This window comes from Gardnerella sp. DNF00109 (genome assembly GCF_049262845.1).
Classification (GTDB): domain Bacteria; phylum Actinomycetota; class Actinomycetes; order Actinomycetales; family Bifidobacteriaceae; genus Bifidobacterium; species Bifidobacterium vaginale.
Window position 1 is genome coordinate 232,362 of sequence record NZ_CP058406.1, and the last position, 24,923, is coordinate 257,284.

Here is a 24,923-nt window from a genome sequence, read left to right on the forward strand (position 1 = left end):
TAATTAAGTAGGCTGCTCGAACGGAAAAGGTGCGAAATGAAACCAGTATGCGACAGTGTGTCAGTTTGCGTGCCAGCAACCAGCGCAAATCTTGGGTCGGGATTTGACGTTGCAGGAATTGCGCTTGATTATGCGGATTCGCTAGTTTTTACGCTTAATGATACGCTTGACGATTCACAAGATGTTCGCGTGATTATTCATGGCGAAGGCGAAGATACGTTGCCAAAAGACGAGACGCATCTTGTTGTTCGCGCGTTTCGCAAAGCGTGCGAAGCGTTTGGCTTGCCGCGTTTGCGATTTACTCTAGAAGCGCATAATCGCATTCCTCAAGCGCGCGGAATGGGGTCTTCCGCCAGTGCGATTGTTTCGGGCGTAGCTGCAGCTTGGGCTTTTGCGCATAATGGAAATCTTAATAAGCAGGCGATTTTTGAGCTTGCAGCTGCGATTGAAGGTCACCCAGATAATGTTGCTCCAGCGGTTTTTGGCGGATTGACAACCAGTTGGAAGAATGGCGATGAGTTCCACACTGTTCGATACGGCGTTTCTAAGCAAATTCGTGCAACGATTTTTGTGCCAAACTTTACTCTTTCAACTCAAATGGCTCGCCAAGCGCTTCCAGAAAAAGTGCCATATGTAGATGCCGTATTTAACGTTTCGCGCGCTTGCTTATTGCCGATTGCGTTTGGTGATTTTGGTGATTTTGGTGATTCTCGCGATTCTGCCAACTCTTGCGATTCTTGCGTAAAATCCACTCTTTCTAGAAACGATTTGCTTTTTACAGCTACTCAAGACGCTATTCACCAGCAATACCGAGCAAGTCTTATGCAACCAACTTGGGATTTAGTAAAAGCTTTGCGAGACAAGGGGTTTGCGGCTGCAATCTCGGGAGCTGGATCTTGCGCGGCGGTGTTCTATGAGGAAAAGTCGCCAGCAACCGTAGATGAAAATAACGCTACTAATATAAGCGAAAAAATAGAAAAAATTGCAGAACCGCTTTTAAGCGGCTGCGATTGGAAAGTTTTGCACGTGCATGTTGATTCTATTGGCGTTGCAATAACTCGCGAATAATTTGTGTGAAGTTGTAAAAAGGAAGAGTAAGGTATGACAGTTTCGTTGATTTTAGCTTCTCAATCGCCAGCGCGTAGATCTGTGTTGACTGCTGCAGGCGTGATTCCTGTGATTCACGTGAGCGAGGTAGATGAGCCAGCGGCGTTGCGTAATGCTGCAAATGCGCAAGGTGTTAGCGTGGAGCAGATGAGCGCCGAGGAGCGCGTTTCGATTTTGGCGCAAGCAAAGGCTTTTGCGGCGTATGAGTCGTGGAAGCTTGTTGCAAATGCGGCGGCTTCGGCTAGTGGCGATTTGGTTGTGGGGTATCCTCTGGAGGCTGAGGCTGAGTCTGCAGAATCTGAATCTTCTGAAACTGCTAGTAGCGCTTTGACAAACGATTCGCAATCGCATATAACGCATAACGTAGATACCGCGCAAACTCGCGATTTTTCGGGCGTAAAAGTTCCTACTAAGACTTTTGATATTCACGATTTTGCGCACGTGAACAAGTCTTCCGCTGATTCCAATAGTGTGCTTATTGTTGGCTGCGACTCCATGTTTTTGCTAGACGGCGAATGCTACGGCAAGCCGCATACTCCTGAAGTGGCATTTGAGCGGATTAAGCGAATGAGCGGAAAAACTGGAGAATTGTTTACTGGCCATTGCTTAATCGACACGAAAAGTGGCAAAACAGTGTGCAAAGTGAGTCGCGCAAGCGTGACTTTTGCACATATGAGCGATGAGGAGATACGCGCGTACGTAGAAACTGGCGAGCCGCTGGAAGTGGCAGGATCCTTTACGCTAGAAGGCTTTGGCGGGGCATTTATTGAGGGAATTCAGGGCGATCCGCATGGAGTTCTTGGAATCAGCTTGCCTCTGCTAAGGCAGATGGTTTGCGATCTTGGGTACGCTTGGCAAGATTTGTGGAATAGTCGCAAGTTAGAAAGCGAGGCGATTAAGGACGATCCTGCTTCCGCGCAAGTGCCTAAAGAAAACGTGCATCAGCCAGGAGACGGATGGGTTATGTGCGATTGCGGGCGCAAGCATTGGGGCCATAATGGCGCTGCTGGCGTGTTGCTTGCTAGGCGAGGCGATGCCACTGGGCGCGTGACTCACGTTGTTATGCAACATCGCGCGCTTTGGAGCGCGGAAGGTGGCACGTGGGGGATTCCTGGCGGCGCAATATCTGATGGTGAAACTGCGATTGAGGGCGCGTTGCGCGAGTCGTTTGAAGAAGCGAACATAACGTCTCAAGACATTGATGTTGTTGGAGCGTATTGCGAAAATCACGGGAATTGGCGTTATACAACGGTTTTTGCGTTTGAAAAGCCGGGGCATAGTGTGAATCCGTGCGCGCACGACGACGAGAGTATGGAAATCAAGTGGGTGCCGATTGATGATGTTCCGAAGCTAAAGCTGCTTACGGCAATGCGTACGGATTGGCCGTCTTTCCGCGCGCGCCTTGATTCTCTTGCTGTGCGAAGACCTGCCTGAGTGCTTTGGCTGCGCGAGCGGTATTTCCGCGTCGGTTGCTTCCGCTTTTTGCGCGACGACCTGCCTTTCCTCTTAGAGCGTGCGAGCGTATTTCCTATTTTGTGTTGCGCGCTCCTTACTTGGTATTGCGCGAGGTTTGATGTATTTCTCTCCTCGCAACTCCCGTCGCTACGCTCCTCTTTTATTGCTCGTATAGAAATACATCAAACCTTCTGAATATCTAAAACTTTTTCGTATCTTTCATCACCGAGATTCTCGATTTTTCTTGCTGCTTCAGCGAATCACCATTTCATGCTGAGGTTCGCTTCATCCGCTGCGAAAAATCTCGAATCTCTACCTCACTTGGTGTAACCTATGCAACCTTGTAGTGTGTTTGTATCATAATCCGAGTTTGTTGATTCTTATCTGTGAAATCTTATAGAATTATGTTTATGCGCTGATGCATGCTAGTTTTCTGCTAGTTGTTAGATGTTTTGTGACTTGTGCTTGATTCTGTAATTTTGCTTGTGATTCATGGGTTTTGTGTTAAGTGCATAGAAATAAAGTAAACAAATCAAATAAAGCAACTATTTGCGTAGATTTGCGTAAAAATTAGGGGGAAATTATGTCTAATGCGTCAAATATTAAAAAAGATATTATTAAGGCAAAAGGCTTTACAATTCAGGTTTATACGGAAGATTTTATGAATGATTACGTTAGTTTAACCGATATTGCGAGATATAAAAACAAAGAAGAGCCTAAAGATGTTGTGAAAAACTGGCTGAGAGTGAAGAATACTATTGAATTCTTGGGATTGTGGGAGAGTATTAACAACCCGAATTTTAAAGGGGTCGAATTCGACTCCTTTAAGAATGAGGCTGGTTCTAATGCTTTTACTTTATCTCCTAAAAGATGGGTAGAATCAACAAATGCTATTGGCATAGTTTCCAAATCTGGTAAGTATGGTGGAACTTAGAAATTTGGCGCGAACGCAGATTTTATCTCTTGAGAATTTGAATAATTCTGGAATGAAGAGTTTGGATTCTGTGCTAAAAAATTGAGTTTGCTCAGGCTGAAAGCACGGTGTGCTTTCAGCACAAGCGAAGACATTAGCGCAGCTTACCTGATAGTTTAACTTAGAAGTAGACTTCCAGCTTTTGCTAGTTTTCGTTAAATGTAAAATCGCGCGATACCCTTGATTTCGTGAAGATTTAGAGAAATAGTACATCGATTTTCGTGAAAAATCGGCATATTTTTACCCTTGATTTGGTGAAAAATCAGCATATATTGACATTGGTTTTCGTGAAATATATACTATGAAACATAGTGTTTTCAACGGTTTTGTGTTAATTAAAAGTGGTATTAAAAGTGGTGTTATATGTTAAGGCGAAAATTCTATCAAAAAATGCTCGATTGGAAGAATGCTGATCGCGGTTCAACAGCACTTTTGGTAACGGGTGCTCGAAGAGTTGGGAAAAGCACTATAGTTGAAGAGTTTGCAAGAAATGAGTACAAATCTTATATTCTTATTGATTTTTCGCAAGCTTCAAAAGATGCGCTTCGGTTATTTGAAGATTATCGTTCAGACTTAAGCACTTTCTTTACGTACATATCTGCACTGTATGGTGTGAAACTTTATAATCGCGAATCGGTAATGGTTTTTGATGAAGTGCAATTTTTCCCACAGGCTAGAGAATTTATAAAACAACTAGTTGCAGATGGTAGATACGACTATATAGAGACTGGCTCGTTACTTTCGATTAAACATAATGTTGAAACAATAGTGATTCCGTCTGAAGAACAAGAAGAACGCATGTATCCTCTTGATTTTGAAGAATTTCTGTGGGCTTGTGGAGAAGAAAATCTATCGACTGTTATTAAGAGTTCATTTGATGAGTTAAATCCTTTGCCAGATGCTTTACATAAAAAAGCGATGCGACTTTTTAGAGAATATATGCTAGTTGGTGGCATGCCGCAGTCTGTAAATGAATATGTTGCTTCGCGGGATTTTGCTCGAGTAGATAGGGTTAAGCGTCGTATTCTCTCACTCTATAGGCAGGATGCTGCAAAGTTTGCAAAAGGGTATGAAATGAAAGTTATGGCTGTGTTTGATGGAATACCAGCACAGCTTTCTAGGCATGAAAAAAGGTATAGGATTACGTCTTTGGGTAAGAATGCTCGTATGCGCGATTATAAGGATGCGTTTTTTTGGCTTTCGGATGCGAGTATTACAAATAATTGCTACAAATCTACAGATCCAAATGTAGGCTTGAATCTTAATGCGGATGATGCGTTAGTAAAATGCTATATGGCTGATACTGGGTTGTTGGCTTCTATGATACTTTCAGATAGTAGTATTGCGTCTAATGATCTTTATAAAGAAATTTTATTTGGAAAAATCTCAATTAATGAAGGAATGCTAGTTGAAAACGTTGTTGCTCAACAGCTAATAGCATCTGGGCATCGCCTATTTTTCTATTCAAATAGAGATAAAGAAAATTCGGAAAATACTATGGAAATAGATTTTTTGATTTCTAAAGCTTTTCTGGATTCTGCTGGCAAAATGCGTATATCTGCGATTGAAGTTAAATCTGGAAATGTGTTCAAAACGGTTTCTCTTGATAAATTTAAGGCGAAGTTTTCAAAAAGAATTGGAACGAGTTATGTGTTTGCTCCTAAACAGCTTAGCGTTAGAAAAGATTTGAATTGCATAATATTACCACTTTATATGTGTGGATTGGTGTAGCGCTCCGAATTGTCTTTTCGCGCTACGCTCTAAGCGAAAAGGCAGGTCGGAGCGAACGGCTATTAGTAGCCGTTCGGCTGATTTGCGCAAATTTTGTGTAAAAAATGACGCGTGTTTTTGTGTGAAAATATTGATTTAGGGCTACGGGGGGGGGGGTATTCTAAGTGCTGATAGTCCATGTTTTTATGGATGAGATTTCGAGAATATTCAGTTGTATTCTTGCGATTGCTCTCTTCGCACGCTTATACGTGAGAAGGAAGAAGAAAGGAAGATCATGTTGAATAAGAAAGCGATTGCTGGTATAGCTGCCGCATCAATCGTGGTATCTTGCGGATTCGTCGGTAGCTTCGCCTTTGCTGACGAGGTTCCAGCTAATAATCCTGTAACAACCCCAGCTGGATACCCTGACGAAGTTCCTAACAACCCTCCAAAGCCAGCCCCAGTAACTACTCCAACCGTTAAGCCAGAAGATGATATTTATGGCTCTGGTTCGGAATGGGACCAGCTCCAGAACACTGAAAATGAGTATGAGAATTATTACGACCAAATGTATAATACTCATAAGAATTATAATGGTAGTGATAAGCCATTGCCAAAGTTCGACCCTCACATGTTTGATGAGGACCATGACCCGAACGGCAATGATACTAAGCCAGAGATTCCAGTCAACCCAGACGAACATAAGACTGACCCTCAGACTCCTCCAGCACCAGAACCAAAGGTTGACACTACTAAAGAAGATGCCGAGTTTAAGGCGGCTCAAGATTTAGCCAACCAGAAGGCTCAGAACGCGTTACTTTTGAAGCAGATGGCAGAAGGTAGTGTTAAGGCTTTGCAAGCTAAGGTTGCTAAGGCTACTGGTGCTGAAAAGACGAAGCTTCAAGAACAGTTAGAAAACGCTCAAAAGATTGCCAGTTCTTTCAGCGAATTGAACGATAAGGCTACGAGCATGGTTAAGGCCTACACTCAGGCTGCAACCATTCGTAACGATGTTAAGACTCTTGAAGGTCAGGTTGCGACCGCTCAAGCAAAGTTTGACGCGTTGGCAAAGGAACAGACTGGCCCAGCAGGCTCATCAGAGTATAATAAGGCTGCTGAGGAGCTTGGAAAGTTGCAAAAGCAGCTCCAGAGCAAGAAAAACCTTCTCAAGGCTGCTAATAAGGGCGTAACTAAGGCTGAGGAATTGCTTGTAAAGCAAGAAACTAAGGTTCAAGAAGTTCAGAATCCTAAGAAGGAAGAACCTCAAGCACCAAAGTTTAACGTTCATGATGCTCTAGCACAGGTTGACGGCGATAAGGTTGCTGACTATAAGCTTGCTCCAGCTGATGTGAGTGAGCTTGTTGGTGGTAAGAAGAATACAGATCCAGTTGTTCCAAAGCCTGTGAATCCAGTGAATCCAGATCATACGACTCCGTCTAATCCTGTGACTCCAACTCCTTCGAAGCCGTCGGATGAGACGCCATCTTTTGATGATGACAGCACTCCATCCTCGTCTTCGACTCAATCTGTAACAACTCCATCCGCATCGACTCCTGCTGCAGCTTCATCGTCTCCATCCGCTGCTTCTGCATCTGCGTCCGCTCAAACTCCTGCTTCTGCACCTGCTTCAGCACCTGTGTCTGCTCCTGTGTCTGCGCATGCTGGTGTTCCTGTTGCTCCAGCTTCTGTTGCTGACTTGTTGCCAGAATTGAAGGGCATGATTACGGTTGGCACTAATAATGTTGCTGGTGCTGGCGCTGTTAATAGAGTGACTTTGAGCATTTCTAACCAGGCGTTCCTTGATCGTTTGAATCGTGATGGTTCCGCAAAAGCTTATGCGTTCATTTACTCTAGTCCTCGTCTTCTTAAGGGTGCTGAGGGTACGGATTATGTGACTGTTCGCTTGGTTAATGGTAAGCCTCAGTTTGATGCCATGTTCCCTGCTGGTTATTCTGGCAAGCATACGGTTGTTCTTGTTGATGAGCAGGGCAATCAGCTTGGTTGGACTGATATTACTGTGAAGAATGGTACTGCTACTCAGGGTGAAGGATTGCCTAATTCTGGTGTTGGCATTGCTTTTATTGCTTTGACTGCTAGCGTTTTGGCTGGTGCTGGTGCAACCTTCCGTAAGATTCGTCGCTAAGCTACCGCTTGTGTTTAGTGCTGAATGGTGCTGAATACAGTAGGACTAATATAAAAAGGTCTTTGTGCGTAATGTGTGCAAAGACCTTTTTGTATGTATTGCGCCATTTTGCGTTATTTTGTGTTAAATATAAAATCGAGCGGTACCATTGATTTCGTGAAGATTTAGAGAAATCATACCTTGATTTTCGTGAAAATCCAGCATATTTTTACCACTGATTTTGTGAAATGTTTATGGCAAAACAGTAGTGTTTTCAACGGTTTTGTGTTAATTAATAAATGCTTTTAATATGTCGCCTGTTTTCGCCTATTTTTATCCCGTGTTTGTTTCCAAAATCTCCAAATACGTAAACAATCTCGGGAAAATCGCTCGCGCGTTACAGCGCGCTCACGTCTTCGCCTCGCGTAAAGTCCACTGGACTTTACGTTTGAGCGGCTCAGCGCTCCGAATTGCCTTCGCGCGCTACGCTTTGAGCGCGAAGGCAGTTCTCGCGCCCGTGTTTGTTTCTATATTTGCTAAAAAGGGGAACAAATGCGGGAGAAGAGATAGGCAGAGTGAAGAGTGGTGGGATGTCGGCGTGTTGCGTGTGTGATGTGTGTGGAATGTTGATTTTTCAATGGTTTTATAGTGTTAGTGTTCTTGTCTGAGTAGTTTCCTGAGAAAAGTCTGGGAAAATTCTTTAAAAACCTTGAAATAATGTATTTTTACGGTTTTATTAGTGTTAATCCGCAAATATTATGGTGAAAATAGTTTTTATTGTGGATTAGTTTGTGTGTAACATTATTTTTTTCTGTTTATTTTGTGTGATTGGGACTTGACTTTTTTAAACGGGGGGGGGGGTATGTTAATAACAGCTGCTAGCTAGGTGCTCTAGATGGTGGTTATCCACAATGTTTTGAATGTTGTTGGATGTTTAAGATTTTTCTTCGTGTACCTGCACGGAGGAGAAGAAGAAAGGAAATTAAAATGATGAATAAGAAGGCTATCGCTGCTTTCGCTGCTGGCGCTACTTTGCTTGCCGGCTTCGCAATGGCAACCCCAGCAATGGCTGCAAAAGTTCCTGCTACTGATACTGAGCGTACTCAGTTAGCTCAAGAGGCAGAACAGCGTGGACTTGGTTTTGTAGCAAATAATATTCGCACCTCTAAAACAAGCTCTTACCAAGAGCTTAAAGCCATGTTGCAAAAAGCTGAGGATGAACAAGACGCTGCAGAATCTCACCGTCTTCTTGATTATCCAAACGATACATTGAATAATTCTTCTGCTGAGGGCGTTGCTGCTGAAGCTCGTAAGCGTGGTATTGCGAATCCTACAGTAGATGAGTTCCAGCCTGATTTGCTTGCTCAGTATGCTGGTACTCGTGCTGAGAAGCTTGGTAAGGCATACAATGATTTGCTTGATGGCAAGATTACTGAGGCTCAGTATCAGGCTGTGAAGAAGGCTGTGTTTGGTAGCAGCGAGTACACTGAGGATTCATTGGATTCAAAGCAGGACGACAAGCAGGCTCCTAAGAAGGATGACAAGAAGGATGATACTACCACTCCTGATCAGAAGATCAAGGATCTTGGTAAGTTGAACTTGTCTGATGCTGCTAAGAAGAAGCTTGCTGTTCATTACGTGTATAAGGCTAAGCTTGCTTTGGATGAGGCTGATAATAATCTTGCTGAGAAGAAGGCTGATTATGCTGCTAAGAGGAAGACTCTTCTTGAGACTATGACTGAGCTTGCTGCTCGTAAGGCTGCTGCTGAGAAGGCTAACCAGGATTTGACTGATTTCTTGGCTTCTGGTGAGAATAATTCTGCTAAGGAAACTGCTCTTCGTGATGCTTTGAACCGTGCTCATGCTCATGAGCAGCGTGCTTTTGATGCTGAGCAGAAGGCTGAAGCTGAGTTTAATGCTGCTCGTGATGCTGCTTTCGCTGCTGTTGCTGCTTATAATAAGGCTTTGGCTGAGTATAAGGATGCTTATAATGATGCGGTTCGTTTGGGTGTGAATCCTGCTGCTCTTCCTCCTGTTGTGACTTCTGATCCTTTGGCTGCTGATTTCCCAGCTGTTCCTGGTACGAAGCAGATTTATGCTGATGCTTTGAATGGTAAGTTTGGTCCTGCTGCTCAGGCTTCTGCTAAGAAGACTGAGGCTGCTAAGGCTCAGGCTACTGCTCCAGCCGCTGCTGGTAAGGCTGCTGCTAAGGGTGAGCTTGCTGCTAAGGGTGCTAAGGGTCATGGTAAGTCTGGCGAGAAGCTTGGTAATGCTGGTGTTGGTGTTGCTTTGACTGCTTTGGCTGCTTCTATGCTTGCTGGTATGGGTGCTGCTGTTCGCAAGATGCGTCACTAAGCATTATTTACCACCTTATTTAGGGTTTGCGCTCAACGACTGGTGTGGTGTTTTGTAGGGAAGCATCACACTGGTTTATTCCCGATTCTCTTTGGTTTTATTGTTTTAACATTGGTTTGCTATTGTTTTTCTTTTCTTCCCAGTGTTGATTCGTTTAGCTTGTTGGGTTTTGGGTGTTGAGTGTTGTTGCTTTCGGTTTTGTTTGCTACTAGGGGCTTTCAAAACCGGAAGCATTTTTTTGTGTTTGTTTATTTTTGCCAGTGTTTGTAGTTATATTTGCTTAAATAGGGAACAAATGCGGGAGGATTAGTCACCCTAAAACTGCTGCGATTAACGCAATACAAATCGGACTCGTAACCGTAGAAAACAGGATTCCATCGCGCGCAAAACTCAAGCCAACATTGTATCTTGCAGCGTAATTGTACACGTTTTGACCAGTCGGCAGCGCCGCCAGCACAACACACGCGTAAAGAGTGGCACCTCGGAAACCCATAACAAAATAAGCCAATAAAAACGCAACAATTGGCATAATCAAGTTTTTTAAAATCGCAACTGTAGCAATAGCAGCGCGATTAGAATCCTTTTGTAGCGGCTTGCTGCCGTAAAGTGACATTCCAAAAGCCATTAAAATCATAGGAACCGCGGAATCGCCAATCATCTTAATCGGGTCATAAAGAAAATTCGGAACAGGAAAATAGCCAACTTTTGCGGAAATTGCCGAAATAATAATTCCTCCAAGTGAACCAATTAAAAGTGGTTGTTTAAGCGGCTGTTGAGCAATGCGTTTAAGCGAGCACTTTCCAGTAGTTGTAACGTCTAAAACCGTTAGTCCAACAGGCGTAAAAACAGCTTGCTGCATAACTAAAATCGGTGCAACAAGTGCAGGGTTTCCAAGAATATAAGTTGCAACAGGCAAGCCAATGTTGTTTGAGTTTAAGTAAAGCGAGTTAAGCGCGCCAATTGTGCAATCTGCCGCAGGAAGACGGAAAAACAGGCGATTAAGCAGAATAAATGCAACGCCAACAATCATTGCGGAGAAAAACGCAACAAAAATTGACGAGTGGAAAATCTCAAAAATTGGCTCTTTTGCAAGTATTGCAAACATTAAACAAGGACTTGAAACAAAAAAGCTTACGCGATTAAGCACCATTTGTGCTTGCGATCCGCCGATGCGAAGACGCGCGGTTACGTACCCTGCGGCAATGACGATGCCAATTACGCAAAAGCCTTGCATAGCACTGATTAAACCCATGAAAACGATTTTAGCGCTGATTTTTGGATTGTGGGTAATGCGCAATCGACTTTTATTGGCGTATGTTACTTTTATTGGCGCATGTTATTTGACGTTGCAATATGGCATACTAGAAAACGGTGGCGCTGCAAGCCGCCAGAGCATTCGACGGCGTCGATCCCCTCACGTGATTTTCACGCATGATTTTGGGCGAGGCTGGTGTCCGCTGTCGTGCAGCTAGACTTTATTGATAGCCTTAGGGGTGGCTCGCATAAGCGTGTGCATTCTTCAGGCTAAGAGCGCGAAACTATTGCAGAGTTTCGCTAGGAGCATAGTGCCCAGAGTAACACGAGAAGGCTTCACCGTGCCCGAAGCCAATAATGATAAAAATGAAGATAAAAATCTTTCATTCGTAGCAGCAAATTCAAGCGCGAACGAATCTACTAACGCAGCTGACGATCAAAGATCAGCAGCTGCTTCAACTGTTACATCACCCGTTACAGCAGGTGTTGTCAATGTGGTTTCAGGTTCGCAAGACGCAGCGTCAAGCACAAGACGCAGGCGTGCTGGAAGACGCGTTGTAAGAGTTGCAGGAGCAGCTGGCGAATCGATGAAACTACACGTACAAGGCGGAAACGATTACGATACACGCTCTGAGGAAACTGAATCTGAAAGTGTTGTTGAGCACCAAACTCCTGTAAGGCCGATAACATCGCTACTTTTTCAGGAGCCTGTTTTACCTCATCGTTTGCCTGAAAACAATAGTCGTATGCGCGATTTAGATTACGACGATGATGCAAATGAAAGCGATAGAGAAAACAGTCGAGATGATTTAGACAAAGACAATAGTCGCAGTTCACGAAAGTTGCGTAAAACGCGTTCTGGCAGGAATGACAGGAAGAATCGCAATGAAGACGAGGATTTAAGTAGAGTACGTAGTCGCAAAAATCGCAATAATCGTAACAATTTTGACGATAACTATGATTCTGAATCTGACGATGATACACGTGTTATTCGTGTGCGTTCCAGAGTAAATCGTGCAGATCGTACAGATCGATCTAATCGTGCAAATTCTGAAGATTTAAACGAAATTGATAATAGAAGCGATAGCAGAATAAGTAGAAATAGTAGAGATTATCTGGATAAGGATAGCTTGGATAAGTCTAATTTTGATAAAGCTAACCTTGACAAAGATAATGGTGACAAATATAGCGATAATAACAATAATGGTCGTAAGAATCGTGATAATCAGGATAATTACGATGATCAAAATCATAGAAAGTCACGCAAGAATCGCAGACTAAACGCTGCCGAAAGACGCGCCGCCGCAGAAGTCGAGCAAATAGAAGAAGACCTTGAATACGACGACATAGTTTATTCTCCAATCGATGATGTAATTGACGAAAGAATTGAAAATAGTGTTGAGTCAGATAATGATGTAGATTCTGAATCAACCCGCAAGTATACAAAAACTTCTGATTTAGAAAATAATGATGATGAAGACGGAGAAATGATAACCCGTCGTCGCCGTCGTCGCAGACCGTCTCGCGCAGATAAGGAAGATAGGACAGATAGGGCAGATAAGTCTGATAGATCAAGCCGTAGAACAACATCCGACCTATCTTCGGATGATTCTTCATACGCTGACGATTATGACATAAACGAAATAGAAGTTTCTCAAGAAGACCGCGATTTAATTCCAGATCCAGACGAGTTGCGATCTCAAGATGACGAGGAAGTGTACACTCGTCGTCGCCGTCGTCGCAGGTCGAAATCTTCTGACGATTCGTCTCAAAGTTCCTCAAGTTCGCAAAGCTCGCAAAATTCACAAAGCACACAATCGCGTTTTGTGTCAATAGACTCCGATTCGTCTAGTCGAAGATCTAGAAAACAGCAGTATATTGATGAGATTACGGATATTGAAGGTTCTACGCGACTTGAAGCCAAAAAGCAGCGTCGTCGTGACAATCGCAGGGAGCGTAATCGCCAAAACTTGCTTATGGAGCAAGACTTTTTGGCAAGGCGTGAAAACGTTGACCGACTTATGGTTGTGCGTGAACGCGATCGTCACACGCAAATTTCTGTAATCGAAGACAATATTCTTGTAGAACACTATGTTTCTGATATTCAAGAAGTTGCAACAGTAGGAAATATTTACCTTGGTCGTGTACAAAATGTGCTGCCAAGCATGGAGGCTGCATTCGTAGACATTGGTCAAGCCCGAAACGGCGTGCTTTACGCTGGCGAAGTCAACTGGGATACAACACGATTAGAAGGACAGCCGCGAAGAATGGAGCTTGCGTTTAAGGCAGGAGACCCTGTTTTAGTGCAGGTTACTAAGGACCCTATAGGCCATAAGGGTGCGCGACTAACATCTCAAGTAACGCTTGCTGGTAGGTTCCTTGTGCTTGTTCCGTCTGGAGCTATGACGGGCGTAAGTCGCAAGCTATCCGACCGTGAACGCAGCCGACTTCGCGCAATCGTAAGCAAAATCGCGCCTAAAGACATGGGCATAATCATTAGAACCGCCGCAGATGGTGCTAGTGAAGATGCGATTGAAAAAGACCTTGAATCGCTTGTAAAACAGTGGGAACGAATCGAAGCGAAGCGAGAAGAGTTCTTGCATGGCAAGCGGCCAAAGCTTTTGCAAGGCGAGCCAGATGTGGCAATTCGTGTTGTTCGAGACATATTTAACGATGACTTCCAAAAGATGATTGTGGAAGGCAAGGGCGCGTATGACCGCATTTGTGAATACTTGGAGATGATGGCTCCTGATTTGCGCAGCAAGATTGAGTATTGGGATCCTGCTGAGCATGAAGGCAAAGACGTGTTCGACAAGTGGCAAATCGACAGCCAGCTTAGAAAGGGCATGGAGCGCCAGGTTTATCTTCCTGCAGGCGGTTCGATTGTTATTGACCGAACGGAGGCAATGACAACGATTGACGTAAATACGGGTCGTTTTATTGGTCGCGGTAAGTCTTTGGAAGAAACTGTGACTCGCTGCAATTTGGAAGCTTCCGAGGAGATTGCGCGTCAGCTGCGACTTCGCGATATTGGCGGCATGGTTATGATCGATTACGTTGACATGGTTATGCCAGCGAACCGCGATCTTGTTTTGCGCCGTCTTGTTGAGTGTCTTGCGCGCGACCGCACAAAGCATCAGGTTGCGGAGGTTACATCTCTTGGTCTCGTCCAAATGACTCGTAAGCGCGTTGGACAGGGTTTGGTCGAGGCGTTTTCGGAGGAGTGCCCGACTTGCAAGGGTCGTGGGTTTATTCTTCACGACGAGCCGACTGTGTCTTCGGAGTATGCGGATCCTTACGCGCTTAAGGGCGGTGATCCGTTTATTAAAACCAATAAGCATGGTCATGGAAGTATTGCGGACCCTATGCCTGTGGTTAAGCAGGAGTCCAGTGCGGATGTTCGCGCCAAATTAGCGCGTATTGCTGCCGCTGCAGCGTCGTCGGCTTTCTTGGAGGAGTCTTTGCGCAAAAGTGACGAAAAAGACTATAACGATAATAAAGACGATAACAATAATGATGTGAATGCTGTAGCTGCATATGACGTTGCTAATGGTGACGATGCAGGCGATAGTGTTGTTGACGGTGTTGACGGTGTTGACAGTGTTGATGAATCTTCGGTTGCTGGCGACTTTTCTGCAGTAGATGCGAGTAATGAATCTGCAGAAAGCAGTGAAGAATCGCAGGTAGTCGGGAAAATTGAGGAATCTGATGATTCGCAAGAATCTCAAGAATCCACAGAAAGCTCTCAAGAATCTAGTGAAAACTAAAAAATAGACGCAAAGTATACGGCTCGAGTACAATAATGTCTATTGCTTATTTCGACTTTATGAATTAAGACTTGACGTTAGTACAGGGGTCGGTGTAATTTTGATAGTCGGTGTCTTGCCGCAGGTTCAACGCTGCGCGTGAGGCAATAGTAAAGCTTTCAATTTAGCTAAGGAACGAATTATGTACGCGATTGTGAAGGCCGGTGGCCATCAAGAGAAGGTTGAGGTTGGAGACGCCATCCTCGTAAACCGTCTCGATGCAAAGAAGGGCGATACCGTGGAATTCCCGGTCGCGCTCGTTGTTGACGGTGCTAAGGTGACCTTAAGCGCTAAGGATCTTGCAAAGATCACAGTTAAGGCAGAAGTTCTTAACGACGAAGCTAAGGGTCCAAAGATTAGCATTATGAAGTATAAGAACAAGACTGGCGTGGCTCGCCGCAAGGGTCATCGTCAGAAGTTGACTCTCGTCAAGATCACGGCCATCGCCTGATTGACGGTGTTATAAACCTGAAAGGACAGCAAGATGGCACATAAGAAGGGTGCGTCTAGCTCGCGCAACGGTCGCGACTCACAGGCGCAATATCTTGGCGTTAAGAAGTTCGGTGGAGAAGCTGTTGTGGCTGGAAACATTATTGTTCGCCAGCGCGGCACCAAGTTCCATGCAGGACAGAACGTTGCTTTGGGTAAGGATCACACGCTGTACGCTTTGGTGGACGGCAATGTGAAGTTCGGCATTCGTCGCGATCGCAAGGTTGTAGACGTAGTTACCGCCTGAGTAACTCATTAATCTTCTAGCCGCACCCCGTTCGGTGCGGCTTTTTTGTTTTTGCAAATCTGGCGAGTATTGAGCATCAAGTAAGGTAAAAGTTATGAGCGATTTTGTAGATCGAGTAACGGTACACGTTAAAGGCGGCGACGGCGGCAACGGATCCGCAGGCGTGCGCAGAGAAAAATACAAGCCACTTGCAGGTCCAAATGGCGGAAATGGCGGAAATGGCGGAAGCGTTATATTCGTAGCCGATCGCAACGCTAACAGCCTACTCGACTACCGATTCATGCCACATCGCGTAGCGCAGAGTGGCACAATGGGTTTAGGTGATACAAAGGACGGCTCCAAAGGAGAAGACCTTATGTTGCCAGTGCCAGTCGGAACCGTAATTTTTGAGGCGAAGGGTGCATCGGGCGCGCAAAAAAAGCCAGGCAACGTTTTGGCTGATTTGCAACATGTAGGCGACACATTCGTAGTCGCAGCAGGAGGTGCTGGAGGCCTTGGAAACGCCGCTCTTGCCAATAAAACTCGCCGCGCTCCAGGTTTTTCACTACTAGGCGAACCTGGCGAAGAACGAGACGTAATCCTAGAACTAAAGTCGATAGCAGACGTCGCGCTAGTGGGCTTCCCGTCTGCAGGAAAGTCAAGTCTTGTAGCTTCAATCAGCGCTGCAAAACCAAAAATCGCAGATTATCCGTTTACAACGCTTGTTCCAAACCTTGGTGTGGTCAGCTTTGGTGAATACCGCTACACAATCGCAGACGTGCCAGGATTGATCCCAGGAGCTTCCGAAGGAAAAGGGCTTGGGCTAGAATTTTTGCGCCACATTGAGCGCACGGAAATAATCGCCCACGTAATCGACTGCGCAACGCTTGAACCCAATCGCGATCCAATCAGCGATTATAAGGCTTTGGAACACGAGCTTTCGCAATACGCAAACAAGTTGGATTTGCCGCTTGGAGCGATTCCGATTCCAGAGCGTCCGCGAATTATTGTGCTAAACAAGATTGATGTGCCAGAGGCAAAAGAGTTGGCAGAATTTGTGCGAAGCGACTTTGAAAAAATGGGCTTTCCAGTTTTTGAGATTTCTACTGCGTCTCACGAAGGCTTGAAAGAGCTTGGTTTTGCGCTTGGAAAGATGGTGGCTAGTATGCGCGAAAAGCTTGCTGAGCAAGAGGCAGCGCGAGAAGAAGAGCGAGTTGTTATTCAGCCGCTTGAACAGCCAGCATTGAGACGACGCAGAGATGATGGCCGCGGAAGTGCTAGCGACTTTACAATCGAGCGCGAAGAAGACAAAAATGGCGACTTCTGGTTTACTGTTACGGGCGCTAAGCCAGAGCGTTGGGTTGTGCAAACAAACTTCGACAACGACGAGGCAGTTGGCTATTTGGCGGATCGCTTAGCAAAACTTGGTGTAGAAGACGAGTTGCGCAAGAAGGGTGCACGTCCAGGAGACGAGATTAGGATTGGTCGCGGAAACCGCATGGTTTGCTTCGACTGGGATCCAAGCATTGCAGCAGGTGCGGAAGGTTTGGACGGCGCTAGCTTGGGCGCGCGTGGAAAAGACTTGCGACTTGAAGCAAATGACCCTAGAGGTGCAAGACGCACGAATGCGGAGCGCAGACGCGATTATCACATGATGATGGATGCAAAGAGCGCTGTGAGAGATGCGATGATGGCGGAGAGAAAGCAAGGTCATTGGGCAGATCCATCGGTAGATGACGACAAACACGATGAGCAGAGTTTATTTGGACGTGGTGAGTAAATGATTAATAAGGCAGTTGAGCCTACCGAAGATGAGATTCGGCGTTCAATTAGCAATGCGAACACAATAGTCGTAAAAGTTGGCTCTAGCTCGCTTACAGACTTATCTGGTCATTTAGACGTGCAAAAATTACGTGCTCTTGTTACGGCTATTAGCCGTGCTCAAATGTCTGGAGCTAATGTAGTTTTAGTATCTTCTGGTGCTATCGCAGCGGGATTTGGACTACTTGGTTTTAATGAACGTCCTAAAGATGTGCCGACTCAGCAAGCAACAGCATCAGTTGGACAAGGCTTGCTCATGTACCAATATGAGTCAGCATTTGCTGAATTCGGCATAAGAGTAGGGCAAATGCTACTAACGGCAGACGTTACTATAAGCCCTTCGCGTTATCGTAATGCCCAACGCACAATGCTTAGGCTGCTAGAATTGGGCGTTGTGCCAATCGTAAACGAAAACGACGCTCTGTCTAGCAACGAAATACGTTTTGGTGATAACGATAGGCTTGCGGCGCTTGTGGCGAACATTGTGCGAGCAGATGCGCTGGTTCTTTTAACAGATGTTGACGCGCTTTACACGGCTCCGCCTAGCGAACCAGATGCTAAGCGGATTGGTTTTGTTCCTGATGTTACGCGCGCGTTAGATGATGTTAAAGTTGGCTCCAGCATTTCGGGTGTAGGCACAGGCGGAATGATAACCAAGATGGATGCAGCGCACGTTGCTGCTGTTTCTGGAATCCCAACGCTTTTGACATGTGCTAGTAACGCGGAGGGCGCACTATCGGGGAAAGCAGTTGGAACCGTGTTTGCGCCACTAAATTCGCGCGCGTCTTCCAGAAGACTTTGGATTGGTTTTGCGTCTAATCCGCATGGCTCGATTATTGTAGATTCTGGTGCAGCTGCAGCTGTTCGAGGAGGGAAAGCAAGCCTGCTGGCTGCTGGAATCGTAGGGGTTGCTGGTGACTTTTCTGCAAGTGATCCAGTGTGGATTGATGACGAGCATGGCAATCATTTAGCCAAAGGGCTAGTTGCATTTGATTCAGATGAGATACCGCAGGTAATGGGGCTTACAACAGACGATTTAGAGGCGACTTTGGGGCGGCAATACGCGCATCCTGTGGTGCATCGCGACAATCTTGTGCTTTTATAATCTTCTACTTGCTAATCGATTTGCATGTGCGCTTAAAGCTTCGCCAAGTGAGGTGGAGATTCGAGATTTTTCGCCCTGAATGAGATGAACCTCAGCATCTTTGATGGTGATTCATCGAATGAAGAAGAAAAATCGAGAATCTCGGTGATTAAGTGGTACGCAATTGTTAAGACTTGTAAGAGGGATGGGTGATTCTTGGTCGAACAATATAAGAGCGGCAGCCGATACCAAATAATCCAATGAGTCACCACTACAAACAAACTTCAACCCAAAAACAAAATTAAAGACAAAACGGAACAACCGCAACAACAAGCAACGCGTAAGAGGCAGAGCGTTGTGAGACAAGAATTAGCCAGCCCTCGCGCAACACCAAACAAGGAAATGCCTCGATTCGCCCGCGTTTGTTTCCCAAATTGCAAAATATGGGAACAAAATCGGGAAATAACGTGTAATGGTTACACTGTAGAGTATGGCAGAAAATATCGCAGCGAATACGGCAGCAAACGCATCAAACTCTCAATGGCGCTCTATGAGCAATCGCATTAACAAAGTGGCACCGAGTGCAACGCTTGCTGTAGATGGCAAAGCAAAAGCAATGAAAGCCGCAGGAATCGACGTTATTAGCTTCGGCGCAGGCGAACCTGATTTTCCAACGCCGCTCTACATTGTTGAAGCCGCAGCCGCCGCATGCAAAGACCCAAAAAACTACAAGTACACGGCTACAGCTGGTCTTCCAGAGCTTCGCGAGGCGATTGCGCGCAAAGTCAAGCGCGATTCTGGCTACGATGTTTCCCCAAATCAAGTTGTTGTAACGAATGGCGGCAAACAAGCTGTTTACGAAGCATGCCAGATTTTGTTAAACGATGGCGATGAAGTTATAATCCCAGCGCCATATTGGACAAGCTACCCAGAGGCAGTAAAACTTGCAGGTGGCGTGCCTGTGCCTGTTATGTCTGGCGCGGATCGCGGTTTTGAGCCAGATATTGAGGCGATTGAGGCGGCTCGTACCCCACGCACGCGTGCGATTATTGTAACTTCGCCTTCTAATCCAACAGGCGCTATTTGGAGCGCACAAACGATTCGCGCGATTGGCGAATGGGCTATAAAACACCATATTTGGGTGCTTTCCGACGAGATTTACGAGCACTTGCATTACGACGGCGTAAAAACGTCGTATATTGGCGTAGAAGTGCCAGAAGTGCGCGACCAGCTGCTTGTTTTGAACGGTGTTGCTAAAACGTACGCAATGCCAGGTTGGCGTGTTGGCTGGATGGTTGCGCCGCTTGATGTCGCAAAAGCTGCGATTAAGCTTCAAAGCCACATGACGTCTAACGTTTCCAATATTTCACAGCGAGCAGCTCTTGCAGCGGTTGGTGGGACCTTAGATGAAGTTGCAAAAATGCGTGATTCCTTCGATGCTCGTCGCAAGGCTATTGTGCAGGCGTTAAACGATATTGATGGCGTGACTTGCCCTCTTTCGCACGGAGCTTTCTACGCGTTTGCAAACGTTGAGGCACTACTTGATCGCCCGATGGGCAAGGATTCTAAGATTCCAGGCACGTCGTCTGTGCTTGCGCAAATGCTTCTTGATGAAGCGCATGTTGCCGCTGTTCCTGGAGAGGCTTTTGGTGCGCCTGGCCACTTGCGATTCTCGTGTGCTTTAGCAGACAGTCAGCTTGCCGAAGGTATGAGGCGTATGAAGCAGTGGATTGAAGGCGGCAGCGCGTTTTAAAGGCGCCAGCGCGTTGTTTACGCGCGCAAAAGTCGCCAGCAACCGCGCGTTTAGCGACACTCGCTAATCATAATAAAACCCTTAAATCTTGCCCTTCCGCTAACATATCTATTTGGCGGTTTTGCCAAGTCAATCTTTTTAAGGTATGATTAGCAAGTTCACCTAGGGATGTGGCGCAATTGGTAGCGCAACGGTCTCCAAAACCGTAGGTTGTGGGTTCGAGTCCCGCCGTCCCTGCCAGTTTTATTGTTAACAATTTTCAAACGAAGGATTCAAGCATGGCCAAGGCAAAAGAGAAGAAGCCGAATTTGTTCATGCGTATTGGCATGTTCATTAAGCAAACTATTGATGAGACTCGCAAAGTCGTTGCTCCTCACGGCAAGGAATTGTTTGCTTGGTCAGCTTCCGTGTTTATTTTTGTTATTTTCTTGATGGTTTTCGTCACTGTTATGGACTTCGGTTTGGGTAAGTCTGTTATGTGGCTGTTTGGCTGATTTCAACGAATTTTGAGGGTGTGCGAATATGACTGACGAGTTGAATCTCGAAAATGTTGATTCTGTGAATGATCTTGCGGATTTTGACGCAGCTGATATTTCGGTTGATGCTGCAAATGTTGAGAACGCAGATGCTGCAGATACTGTTGTCGTAGAAGATGCTTCTGAAAATAGTGAAAACGTAGCTGGTGATACCGAGTCTCCTGCTGAGCCTGCTGAAACGGTTGCTGGCGATTCTTGCGCAGCGGAAGAAGTTGATCCTACAGATGCTGGTGCTGCCGCTGTTGCGGAATTCTCTAAGACTTTGCGCACTCTTGAAGGCAAGTGGTACGTTCTCCACACCTATTCTGGCTACGAGAAGCGCGTTAAAACTAACGTTGAATCTCGTGTACAAAGCTTTGGTTTGGAAGATAAGATTTTCCAGATTGAAGTGCCAATGGAAGAGGTTGAAAAGCACACCGACAAGGGTAAGAAGGTTATTACCCGCGTTCGCGTTCCAGGTTATGTGCTTATTCGTATGTGGCCAGATGAGAATGCTCGTCGTATTGTGCGCGAAACTGAAGGCGTTACTGGTTTTGTTGGCCCATCTAAGGAGCCTGCTCCTCTTAGCCGTAAGGAAGTTATCGATATGATGGCTCCTATGATTGCGTCTGAGGCTTTGAAGAAGGCTGGAGATAAGCCTGCTGCGGCTCGTAAGCGTACCGTTGAGGTGGCTTACAAGGTTGGCGATCAGGTTACAGTTACCGATGGCCCATTTGCGACTATGGCTGCCGTGGTATCGGATGTGGATCCTACAACGCAGAAGCTTACGGTTCTTGTTTCTATCTTTGGTCGCGAAACTCCTGTGGAGCTTGGATTTAACCAGGTAGAGCCTATTGTTTGATTTTTAATGCGCGTTTTGTGATTGTTGCGCGTATCTGATTTTATCAGTGCATAAGTCGGGGTGTGGTGTTTGCTGCATCCCGACTTTTGTTTTGTTTTTTTTTGGGGGGGGGGAGAATAATCCGTAATTTTGTAATGTAATTTTTTATAATGTAATCAAAAACCCCGGGTTAGTAACCCGGGGTTATGAAAGAGAAGAGAAGAAGAGAGGTTCAGTTATTGGTTCTTGCAAATCATTCGTTATGTTGATTTGCTTTTTCCTTGATGTCTCTATAATAGGCATCCTTTACTTAAGACAAAGATGTTATTGCCTGTGAATTACCTGAAAATCTTGTAAAAAATCCCTACGTTTCGCCATTTTTGTGTATATTTCTTTATTTTTCTGTAGTTCGAGTGCAGTCTTAATAATTTAGCGTTAAATTCTTTGAATTTTGTTAAATCTTTTGTTGATACTGTTCTCTGATGTGCCGTATGCTTGAATCATGTCAGAAATTGCAGAATCTACGAATAGCGATGAGTCTAAAGTTTTACCCACTTCTGAATCGGCTAATTCTTCTGAATCAGCTAATTTGCCGATGTCTATTTCTGCACGATTAGGTAAATTGCAATTCCATCTTTCTGGCAAATTTCGTGTTTTGCAGTTTGCAGATGTTCAGGATGCTCCAAAAATTAGCAAAGATACAATTAGGCTTATAGAGTCCGCTTGTGATGCTGTTAAGCCAGATATTGTGATTTTTACGGGTAATCAAATTGCTGGATATGTTAAAGATTTTGCGGATACATTTGTACGCAGACGCTGGTCTTCGGAGGCTTTCGACTCTTCCTCAGGACGATTTTCTGATAATTACTCACCTAAGGATGAGTCGTATGCAGAAAAACTAGATGCAACGCGAAAAAAAGTTATTGAGCACATTAAGCGTATGGTGCAGCCTTTGGAAGATCGTTCAATTCCATGGGCGCTGACTTACGGAAACCATGATTTTCAATGTGGGTTAAGCAATGAAGAATTGGATTCTTTGTATCAAGAGTTTAAGGGTTGCATGAACCGTTCTTCGCAAAACAAGTCGAATAATTATGATTCTTCTAGTTGCAATGTTGCAGCTTTGCAATCCACTAAATGCATATTGCCAAATCAAATTATTTTTCCTTGTGAAGCTGGTACGTTTGCGCTTCCAGTTATGGATGTGAATCAGGAAAATGTTATATTTTCATTAGTTTTGGTTAATTCTGGAGACTATGAGAAGAGTGGAGGTTATGGGAAACCTTCGGATAAGGCACTTGATTTTTTGAGAAATTTGCCAAAGTTATCGCCTCCAAAATTCTGTGTTTTCCAGCATTTTCCTCTTCCTCAATACTATGGTTTAATGCGTGAAGTTTCTAAAGATTATGCGTCTCAGGAACATGCGATCGAGGGGTACAGGCGTTTTGCTGGGAGATATTACGCGTTAGACGATAATCGCATTTTGCCAGATGGTTATCTTGGAGAAGGTGTGAGTTGCCCAGATAAAGACAGTGGGGAATATGATATTTTGCAAAAGATTGGCACTTTCGCTTTCTGCGCAGGGCATGATCACAGAAACGCGTTTGCTGGACGTTGTAAAGATTCGGATATGCTACTTATGTCTACTGCAACGTGTGGTTTTGGATCTTATGGGCCAGCTGCATCTAAATGTGGTGCAAGACTTATCGAATTTGACATACGTCACCCATATGAGCCTAGAACGCAAATGCTTGAATTTGGTGATTTAGTTGGAAAACCTTCATCTAAAAAGGCGTATACTTATGGTCTAAACGCGGATTGCGATCACGATTTGCCAGAAGTAGATTTATTGCAAAAACCTTCGCTTTTTGCAAGGCTATTGAGAAGATGGCGGTCTCGCGCAGCAAAGTAGCTTGGTTAATGCTCGAATTGGTATGTGTTATTGGCACGCATGTCGGTATTATAGTGATTAGTTTTAGTTGCAAACGAAAGAGGTAAATGTGTCTGCGCATAATACGGCTGAACAGAACGAAAGTGGCATTGACGCTGCAGACGTTTTGCATGTAGAAGGTGGCAAGCCGCTTAACGGAGCTATTAAAGTTCGTGGTGCAAAAAACTTTGTTAGTAAAGCAATGGTTGCAGCTTTGCTTGCTCCTGGGAAATCCGTGTTAAAGAATGTTCCAGAAATCAGAGATGTTCACGTTGTTTCTGATTTGCTGCGTTTGCATGGAGTAAACGTAGATGTTGATGGCGCTGCAGGCGTTGTTAGTATTGACGCAAGCAACGTTCAGCTTGCTGATGTTGCAGACGTAGATACATTATCAGGATCTTCGAGAATACCTATTCTCTTCTCTGGTCCGCTTCTTCACAGACTTGGTGAGGCTTTTATCCCAGCTTTAGGTGGGTGCAATATTGGAGGGCGTCCAATAGATTTCCATCTTGAAACTTTGCGTAAACTTGGTGCGAATGTAGATAAAGATCATGAGGATGGTATTCATATTACTGCTCCTAACGGCTTGCATGGCACTAAAATTCATCTACCTTATCCATCGGTTGGTGCCACTGAGCAAACTCTTCTTGCAGCCGTGCTTGCAGAAGGTAAAACAGAGCTTTCGGGTGCTGCAATTGAGCCAGAAATTATGGATTTGGTGGCTGTTTTGCAAAAAATGGGCGCTATTATTTCTGTAGACGTTGATCGAACATTTAGGATTGAGGGCGTTGATAAGCTTCAAGGCTACAATCATACGGCTTTAACAGATAGGATTGAGGCAGCATCTTGGGCTTCTGCTGCGCTCGCAACTCATGGTGACGTGTTTATTAAAGGGGCTACTCAGCCAGAGATGATGACCTTCTTAAACGTGTTTCGTAAAGTTGGTGGTCAGTTTGACGTTACTGATAACGGTATTCGATTCTGGCATCCGGGTGGTGATTTGCATCCTGTTGCTATTGAAACCGATGTTCATCCTGGTTTTATGACTGATTGGCAGCAGCCTCTTGTTGTTGCTTTAACGCAGGCTAAAGGTTTGAGTATTGTTCACGAAACTGTTTATGAAAATCGTTTTGGCTTTACAAAACCGCTTGTTCAAATGGGCGCTATGATTCAGTTGTATCGCGAGTGCTTAGGTTCTCTTCCTTGCCGATTCCAGCAGCGAAATTACAAGCATTCTGCTGTGATTTTTGGTCCGACGCCTCTTACTGGTCAAGATATTGATGTTCCTGATTTGCGAGGCGGTTTTAGTCATCTTATTGCGGCTCTTGCAGCTAAGGGTCCATCTAACGTTAAGGGTATTTCGCTTATTGACCGCGGTTATGCAGATTTCCGCGGTAAGTTGACTGCTCTTGGCGCGGATATTGATTGAGCAATGTGAGCAATGTGGATAACTTTTCCCTTATTTTTCTAGGGTTTTGATGG

16 protein-coding genes, 1 tRNA gene and 1 pseudogene are annotated in these 24,923 nt (G+C 45.0%); 17 read left to right on the top strand and 1 reads right to left on the bottom strand.

Features of this window, described 5'->3' with window-relative positions; all coding sequences use genetic code 11:
* Positions 1 to 36 precede the first annotated feature (36 nt).
* From thrB to HXT20_RS00880, 6 genes and pseudogenes are all read left to right on the top strand, one after another.
* Positions 37 to 1,068, top strand: a complete 1,032-nt coding sequence (thrB, locus tag HXT20_RS00855; RefSeq protein WP_422114381.1) for a homoserine kinase — start codon at positions 37 to 39, stop codon at positions 1,066 to 1,068.
* Positions 1,069 to 1,101: 33 nt separating this feature from the next.
* Positions 1,102 to 2,541 carry a Maf family nucleotide pyrophosphatase gene (locus HXT20_RS00860; protein WP_422114382.1) on the top strand — a complete coding sequence of 480 codons (1,440 nt, stop codon included), beginning with the start codon at positions 1,102 to 1,104 and terminating at the stop codon, positions 2,539 to 2,541.
* A gap of 604 nt (positions 2,542 to 3,145) precedes the next feature.
* Positions 3,146 to 3,493 (top strand): annotated as a pseudogene (locus HXT20_RS00865) (KilA-N domain-containing protein); the annotation flags it as partial.
* A gap of 405 nt (positions 3,494 to 3,898) precedes the next feature.
* Positions 3,899 to 5,266: an ATP-binding protein gene (locus HXT20_RS00870; protein ID WP_032842031.1), complete on the top strand. Its 1,368-nt coding sequence runs from the start codon at positions 3,899 to 3,901 to the stop codon at positions 5,264 to 5,266.
* A gap of 274 nt (positions 5,267 to 5,540) precedes the next feature.
* Positions 5,541 to 7,388 carry a hypothetical protein gene (locus HXT20_RS00875; RefSeq protein ID WP_004115964.1) on the top strand — a complete coding sequence of 616 codons (1,848 nt, stop codon included), beginning with the start codon at positions 5,541 to 5,543 and terminating at the stop codon, positions 7,386 to 7,388.
* A 966-nt stretch (positions 7,389 to 8,354) separates the two neighbouring features.
* Positions 8,355 to 9,722, top strand: a complete 1,368-nt coding sequence (locus HXT20_RS00880; protein ID WP_422114383.1) for a hypothetical protein — start codon at positions 8,355 to 8,357, stop codon at positions 9,720 to 9,722.
* Positions 9,723 to 10,032: 310 nt separating this feature from the next.
* On the opposite strand, the gene HXT20_RS00885 is transcribed toward HXT20_RS00880, so the two are convergent.
* Positions 10,033 to 10,974, bottom strand: a complete 942-nt coding sequence (locus HXT20_RS00885; protein WP_004124231.1) for an AEC family transporter — start codon at positions 10,972 to 10,974, stop codon at positions 10,033 to 10,035.
* A gap of 343 nt (positions 10,975 to 11,317) precedes the next feature.
* Between HXT20_RS00885 and HXT20_RS00890 the strand changes: the two genes are divergently transcribed.
* From HXT20_RS00890 to murA, 11 genes are all read left to right on the top strand, one after another.
* Positions 11,318 to 14,743, top strand: a complete 3,426-nt coding sequence (locus HXT20_RS00890) for an Rne/Rng family ribonuclease (protein WP_422114384.1) — start codon at positions 11,318 to 11,320, stop codon at positions 14,741 to 14,743.
* Positions 14,744 to 14,924: 181 nt separating this feature from the next.
* A complete protein-coding gene (gene rplU / locus HXT20_RS00895) occupies positions 14,925 to 15,233 on the top strand; it encodes a 50S ribosomal protein L21 (protein WP_004111933.1) in 309 nt (102 codons plus the stop codon).
* 33 nt (positions 15,234 to 15,266) lie between these two features.
* Positions 15,267 to 15,518, top strand: a complete 252-nt coding sequence (gene rpmA, locus HXT20_RS00900; protein WP_004106248.1) for a 50S ribosomal protein L27 — start codon at positions 15,267 to 15,269, stop codon at positions 15,516 to 15,518.
* Between the two features lie 94 nt (positions 15,519 to 15,612).
* Positions 15,613 to 17,277, top strand: coding sequence for a GTPase ObgE (obgE, locus tag HXT20_RS00905; RefSeq protein ID WP_422114385.1), 1,665 nt, complete (start codon positions 15,613 to 15,615; stop codon positions 17,275 to 17,277).
* The gene (gene proB, locus HXT20_RS00910) at positions 17,278 to 18,423 is read left to right on the top strand and encodes a glutamate 5-kinase (protein ID WP_014554788.1); all 1,146 of its coding nucleotides are present in this window, start codon (positions 17,278 to 17,280) and stop codon (positions 18,421 to 18,423) included.
* Between the two features lie 469 nt (positions 18,424 to 18,892).
* The gene (locus tag HXT20_RS00915; protein WP_119675567.1) at positions 18,893 to 20,155 is read left to right on the top strand and encodes a pyridoxal phosphate-dependent aminotransferase; all 1,263 of its coding nucleotides are present in this window, start codon (positions 18,893 to 18,895) and stop codon (positions 20,153 to 20,155) included.
* A 164-nt stretch (positions 20,156 to 20,319) separates the two neighbouring features.
* A tRNA-Trp gene (locus tag HXT20_RS00920) sits at positions 20,320 to 20,395 on the top strand.
* A 38-nt stretch (positions 20,396 to 20,433) separates the two neighbouring features.
* Positions 20,434 to 20,649 (top strand): preprotein translocase subunit SecE, encoded by a 216-nt coding sequence (gene secE, locus HXT20_RS00925; protein ID WP_004111941.1) that lies wholly within the window; start codon positions 20,434 to 20,436, stop codon positions 20,647 to 20,649.
* Between the two features lie 28 nt (positions 20,650 to 20,677).
* Positions 20,678 to 21,532, top strand: a complete 855-nt coding sequence (nusG, locus tag HXT20_RS00930; protein WP_422114386.1) for a transcription termination/antitermination protein NusG — start codon at positions 20,678 to 20,680, stop codon at positions 21,530 to 21,532.
* A 481-nt stretch (positions 21,533 to 22,013) separates the two neighbouring features.
* A complete protein-coding gene (locus HXT20_RS00935; RefSeq protein WP_415682236.1) occupies positions 22,014 to 23,423 on the top strand; it encodes a metallophosphoesterase in 1,410 nt (469 codons plus the stop codon).
* 88 nt (positions 23,424 to 23,511) lie between these two features.
* Complete coding sequence (murA, locus tag HXT20_RS00940; RefSeq protein ID WP_004111949.1) at positions 23,512 to 24,870, top strand: UDP-N-acetylglucosamine 1-carboxyvinyltransferase; 1,359 nt, start codon at positions 23,512 to 23,514, stop codon at positions 24,868 to 24,870.
* Positions 24,871 to 24,923 lie beyond the last annotated feature (53 nt).

Bases quoted from the DNA above. Each gene is read 5' to 3' on its own strand.
- rplU (WP_004111933.1), top strand. From the start codon at position 14,925: ATGTACGCGATTGTGAAGGCCGGTGGCCATCAAGAGAAGGTTGAGGTT.
- thrB (WP_422114381.1), top strand. From the start codon at position 37: ATGAAACCAGTATGCGACAGTGTGTCAGTTTGCGTGCCAGCAACCAGC.
- HXT20_RS00915 (WP_119675567.1), top strand. From the start codon at position 18,893: ATGGCAGAAAATATCGCAGCGAATACGGCAGCAAACGCATCAAACTCT.
- secE (WP_004111941.1), top strand. From the start codon at position 20,434: ATGGCCAAGGCAAAAGAGAAGAAGCCGAATTTGTTCATGCGTATTGGC.
- rpmA (WP_004106248.1), top strand. From the start codon at position 15,267: ATGGCACATAAGAAGGGTGCGTCTAGCTCGCGCAACGGTCGCGACTCA.
- obgE (WP_422114385.1), top strand. From the start codon at position 15,613: ATGAGCGATTTTGTAGATCGAGTAACGGTACACGTTAAAGGCGGCGAC.
- nusG (WP_422114386.1), top strand. From the start codon at position 20,678: ATGACTGACGAGTTGAATCTCGAAAATGTTGATTCTGTGAATGATCTT.
- HXT20_RS00935 (WP_415682236.1), top strand. From the start codon at position 22,014: ATGTCAGAAATTGCAGAATCTACGAATAGCGATGAGTCTAAAGTTTTA.
- proB (WP_014554788.1), top strand. From the start codon at position 17,278: ATGATTAATAAGGCAGTTGAGCCTACCGAAGATGAGATTCGGCGTTCA.
- HXT20_RS00885 (WP_004124231.1), bottom strand. From the start codon at position 10,974: ATGGGTTTAATCAGTGCTATGCAAGGCTTTTGCGTAATTGGCATCGTC.
- HXT20_RS00875 (WP_004115964.1), top strand. From the start codon at position 5,541: ATGTTGAATAAGAAAGCGATTGCTGGTATAGCTGCCGCATCAATCGTG.
- HXT20_RS00870 (WP_032842031.1), top strand. From the start codon at position 3,899: ATGTTAAGGCGAAAATTCTATCAAAAAATGCTCGATTGGAAGAATGCT.
- HXT20_RS00860 (WP_422114382.1), top strand. From the start codon at position 1,102: ATGACAGTTTCGTTGATTTTAGCTTCTCAATCGCCAGCGCGTAGATCT.
- HXT20_RS00880 (WP_422114383.1), top strand. From the start codon at position 8,355: ATGATGAATAAGAAGGCTATCGCTGCTTTCGCTGCTGGCGCTACTTTG.